Genomic DNA, 4,639 nt, shown 5'->3' with positions numbered 1-4,639 from the left:
GGCAGACGTACCCAATAGGCCTGTGCGCTAACTGGCTCATGACAGTGCCGGCCAACTGTGTGCACGTCCTTCTTCGCCTATATGGCCCGCTGGAGTCATGGTTCGACAAGACCTGGAAGCCGGGCGAGTTCGAACCAGTCGAGTGACGCCAGAATACGCGATGAACGGATCGCCACAGGCGGCGCCCGCCTCCAATGCGATTCGACTGGTAGGTGGGATCGGCATCGGCCGGAATACCGCGCCGTACATGAGGGCGCGTCGGGATCAGCCACGGCGGCCTGTGCGTTCTGCTTCGTGTTTTCACCAGAGCAACGATCAGCGGGACTGCATTGGGAGGCGGAGCTTGAAGTCAAGATCAGGGCTGTCGGCACCATGGATCTACGTGGGGCTCCTCGCAGCTCAGACCGCTGCGGCCCTGATTCTGTTCTGGATCGTGTTCCCCATCTTTCATGGCTTGGTCACCCACCTCGGGGAGCGGCAGATGCTGGACCTCTCGGATCAGCTCGGGATTGTTGCCAGCGACGCGCTGCTTCATTGCTGTTACTGGACACGGTTGAAATGGGTGCCGGTTACCCCGCCGTTTCATGGCCCGGCTTCGCTTTTCATCGACATGTTCGTGGCGCGCGCCGGAATGGGGCGCGTTGGCGTGGGTGCGGTCGGCTTCCATGGTGGATTGCATGCGCATCCGGCGGCCCGCTACGGCGCCGCAGTCGCGACGGGCGCTGCCATCGGTGCTGCGGCGGCTCCCGTGCCATGCTATAACCCCGCTTGCGGCTACTATCCGTATCCGCCCTGCTACTGAAGTCGGGAGCGGCACACTGCAATGGAGCAGGGGAGAAACAGCCGAGGCGGATGGAAATCGGCGGCGGGCGTTCTTGCCGCCGTCCTCCTGGCGTATCTGCTCGTCTGCTACCTGGTGATGCCTGAACTTTGGATCTTCCGTGACCGGAGCACTGTTGCCGATCTCAGCCGGATGGTCACTACGACCGACGACGACATTCCGGGCGACCCAATCAACGTCGGCGTCGTCGGCCCGAAGCAGCAGGTGATCAAAGCCTTCGCCGCCTCAGGCTGGGATCCCGCCGACAGGATAACACTGCTCTCCTCGATCGAAATTGGCCTGAGCGTGGCGCTCGATCGGCCGGATCTCGATGCGCCGGTCAGCCCGCTGTTCTTCGATGGCCGGAAGCAGGATCTGGCCTTCGAAAAACCAGTCGGGCGAAGCGCGGACGAGCGCCACCACATACGCCTCTGGCACACGGCGTCGGTCGGCGCCGACGGCCAGCCGCTGTGGCTGGGCTCCGCCAGCTTCGACCGCGGAGTCGGCGTCAGCCACGACACCGGGCAGATCACCCACCATATCGGACCCGATCTCGATGCCGAGCGCGAGCTGGTGATCGGTGACCTCAAGGCCGCCGGGCAGGTTTCGATGACCTACGAGCGCGCAGGTGCCGGTGCGACAAAAGATGGTCGCAACGGCGGCGGAGACCCGTACTTCACCGACGGTCGTATCCTTGTGGGGGTGCTGAGATCGGCCGAAAAGCAATAAGATTCGCGAGGGCGGGACCAGGGCGAACCGGCCGAAACCGGCTTCCCCGACTAACCATCGACGGATCCGCTTTCGCGGCGCCGCTCGAAGGGAACTGCCCGTTCGACCTCGGCGACGGATGGCAGCCGGCGTCTCATGGCAAGGAGACAAAACACTCGAGCCGGGGGGTCCTCAACTGTGCGATTGTGGAAGCCTTCGGGCCTTTGCCAGTGCAGTCACCAATTCCTGCGATTGGGCGGTGGCCTTCCACAGCATCCTCGCTCTGAAGGAAGGACTCACGCCCGCTGATGTCGAGGCGATCCGCGAGGGCGGTGTTCCTGCTGACACTCGACTTGCCGCTCTGTCGGCACTTGGCGCGAAGCACGCGGCCATGTGCGCGACGATGATCTTGAAACCGGCGTCGCCGCTGGATTGCGCCGGGAGCAGGTGCTGGAGATGGTGGCCGTGACCGCGGCCTCGACCATCACCAACTATGTCGACGCGATCGCCCAGCCACCGCTTGAGGATTTCTTGCGGCCGCATGCTTGGCGGACCGGGCGGGATTCGAACATATACCCCGAAATAATCGGCTGGCCCCGGATACGTCATAAGGAATGTCGGCTTTTGGACGTTGGACAAGCAGCTTTGATGTCCGAAATGAAGGCGCAAAGGGGTCATAGTCCGTTTGCGCCACTGCTGCGAACAAGCAGCGGGATCGGTCGGACGCGCGTCAGTGGCGCTGCGGCAGGAGAGCTGGGGCGTCGCGCGAGCCATAGTCTCAAGAGGCGTGATCTGTGGTATCATAGGCCGGTAAGGCGGTAATGCCAGAGGCGCCGGTCCTGCCTGGCTCTGACCTGCGGCTTGCGAGTCGTGAATCTTTATTGAGGCTCAACATGGAGCGGAAGCTCGCTGCCATCCTTGCCATCGATGTTGTCGGGTACTCGGCGCTCATGGAGGCGGATGAAGCGGGCACCTTCGACCGGCTGAAACGTGGCCGCAAAGAGCTGTTCGAGCCGGAAATCGCGACGCGACACGGGCGAATCTTCAAGCTGATGGGAGACGGCCTGCTGGCGGAGTTCGGCAGCGTGGTGGATGCGGTCGAATGCGCGGTCACGCTTCAGCGCGGCATGGCGGAGCGTAACGCGAGCGTCGCCGAAGACCAGCGCTTCGAAGTCCGGATCGGAATCAACCTTGGAGAAGTGATCGTCGAAGGGGACGATCGCTATGGCGAGGGCGTGAACGTGGCGTCGCGTCTCCAACAACTCGCCGAGCCCGGTGGTATCTGCGTTTCGGAGAAGGTGTCCAAGGAGGTCAGGCAGAAGCTGGCGTTTGCGTTCGAGCCCATGGGCGAGCAGCGGGTGAAGAATATAGCCGAGCCGATATACTGCTATCGCGTGAACCTGCACGTTCCGAGAGCCGCTCCGGTCGGCCGACTGGCATCGCTCGAATTGCCCGACAAGCCCTCGATCGCGGTCTTGCCTTTCACCAACATGAGCAACGATCCGGAACAGGAATCCTTTGTCGACGGCTTGACCGAAGACCTGATCACCGACCTGTCTCGCTCAGCCGGCCTCTTCGTCATCGCGCGCAACTCAACCTTTGCTTACAAGGGGCGGTCGGTCGATGTGCGTTTGACCGCGCGTGATCTAGGGGTGCGCTATGTGGTTGAAGGCAGCGCCCGGCGCGCCGCGGCGCGCGTGCGCATCAATGCGCAGCTGATCGACGCGATCGGCGGCGATCATATCTGGGCCGAGCGCTACGACAGCAGTCTCGAGGACATCTTCGCAGTGCAGGACGAGGTCACGGCCAAGATCGTCGAAGCCCTTGTGGGCCGATTGGCCGGACAGCCGGCGCGCAAACGGCCGACGAGTCTCGAAGCCTATGACCTTTGCGTGCGAGCCCGCGGCGTCAGTTTTCAGACCGGGTTAGGCGCGCGGGAAGCGCGCATGCTCCTGGAAAAGGCGATCGGACTCGATCCCGACTATGCCGAGGCACATAGCTTGCTGGCGCTCAATCTTTGGCTCGGCTGGCTGTTCTGGAACGAGCCGAAGGAAACCAACCAGCCTCGCGCGCTGGCGGAAGCGCAGCGGGCTGTGGCGCTCGACCCTAACGATGCGGGGAACCGCTGGGGGCTGGGCATCATACTTGGTCACGAACGGCGTTACGCGGAATCGGATGCCGAGTTCGAGGCAACCTTCAAGCTCGATCCTAATCATGCCGATGCCTGGGCGATACGCTCGGATCTCATCACCCTGAGGGGCGACGCGGTCAAGGGCGTCGAATTCGTGAAGCGGGCGTTGCGGCTCAATCCGCGCCCACCGGGATGGTACTATTGGATGGCAGGCCAAGCCTATTATGCGCTCGGCGACTATCAATCCGCGGTTGAGGCTTTGCGCAAGCCGGAAACCTACCGCACCACGTCGCGGCGCTTGCTGGCGGCAGCCCTCGCGCAGCTCGGGCGCCTGGATGAAGCCCGTCAGGAGGCGGAATTCTTCATGATGAACGATCCCCATTTTAGCATCGGGCACTGGGCATCATCGCAGCCATTCGACGACGAGGAAGTGCTCCAGCGCTTCGTCGAAGGCTACCGCAAGGCTGGCCTTCCCGACTAAAGAGCGCATCATTTTGGATTGCCGGCTTGCTCTGGTCAGGACATAGGCTCGACTTTTGGCTGTGAGGGCAATGCCCGTGGGTTCCATCGATCGATGTCCGTTGATGGCGCGCGAGTACGACGTTGGTGATGGATCCTGCAATGTCCGCTTTCGAGAAGCCGGAAAAGCAGTTTTTGTGACCGACAACGAGGCGCAAAGCCGCCTTCTCTGCAGTTTCTTAGTTTTGTTCTGGAGTGGTAGAAAAATGGCGCACCCGACAGGATTCGAACCTGTGACCTTTGGAATCGGAATCCAACACTCTATCCAGCTGAGCTACGGGTGCATGCCCTGAGGCGGTTTGAATCGCCTGTCCGATGGGATGTTCTTAGCCTAGCTTGCCCTGCGCTTCAATCTCCAAAATTGAAAAGTCCGCCGTTCTTGTGAACTGACCCCATTAAGTTGGACGGTTTAAAGGCAAGGCAGATTTAAGGGCTGGGTTCTGTATTGTACAGGACTCAGC

General features: G+C 61.8%; 3 protein-coding genes and 1 tRNA gene. 3 read left to right on the top strand and 1 reads right to left on the bottom strand.

The annotated features are described in order from the left end of the window. Positions 1–343 precede the first annotated feature (343 nt). The 3 genes from C9413_RS33880 to C9413_RS28025 all read left to right on the top strand — a co-directional run bounded on the left by C9413_RS33880 (position 344) and on the right by C9413_RS28025 (position 4,140). Positions 344–802, top strand: a complete 459-nt coding sequence (locus C9413_RS33880; RefSeq protein WP_082046543.1) for a hypothetical protein — start codon at positions 344–346, stop codon at positions 800–802. A gap of 21 nt (positions 803–823) precedes the next feature. Then, positions 824–1,549: an LssY C-terminal domain-containing protein gene (locus C9413_RS28035; protein WP_039845596.1), complete on the top strand. Its 726-nt coding sequence runs from the start codon at positions 824–826 to the stop codon at positions 1,547–1,549. 872 nt (positions 1,550–2,421) lie between these two features. Next, positions 2,422–4,140 carry an adenylate/guanylate cyclase domain-containing protein gene (locus C9413_RS28025; RefSeq protein ID WP_039845595.1) on the top strand — a complete coding sequence of 573 codons (1,719 nt, stop codon included), beginning with the start codon at positions 2,422–2,424 and terminating at the stop codon, positions 4,138–4,140. Positions 4,141–4,385: 245 nt separating this feature from the next. Here C9413_RS28025 and C9413_RS28020 read toward each other — a convergent pair. Further along, positions 4,386–4,462 (bottom strand) — tRNA-Arg (locus C9413_RS28020). Positions 4,463–4,639 lie beyond the last annotated feature (177 nt).

The organism is Rhizobium sp. SEMIA 4085, assembly GCF_013004495.1.
Lineage (GTDB): Bacteria > Pseudomonadota > Alphaproteobacteria > Rhizobiales > Rhizobiaceae > Rhizobium > Rhizobium gallicum.
Note: the sequence above shows the minus strand (reverse complement) of the source record. Positions and strands in the feature narration are given on the sequence as shown.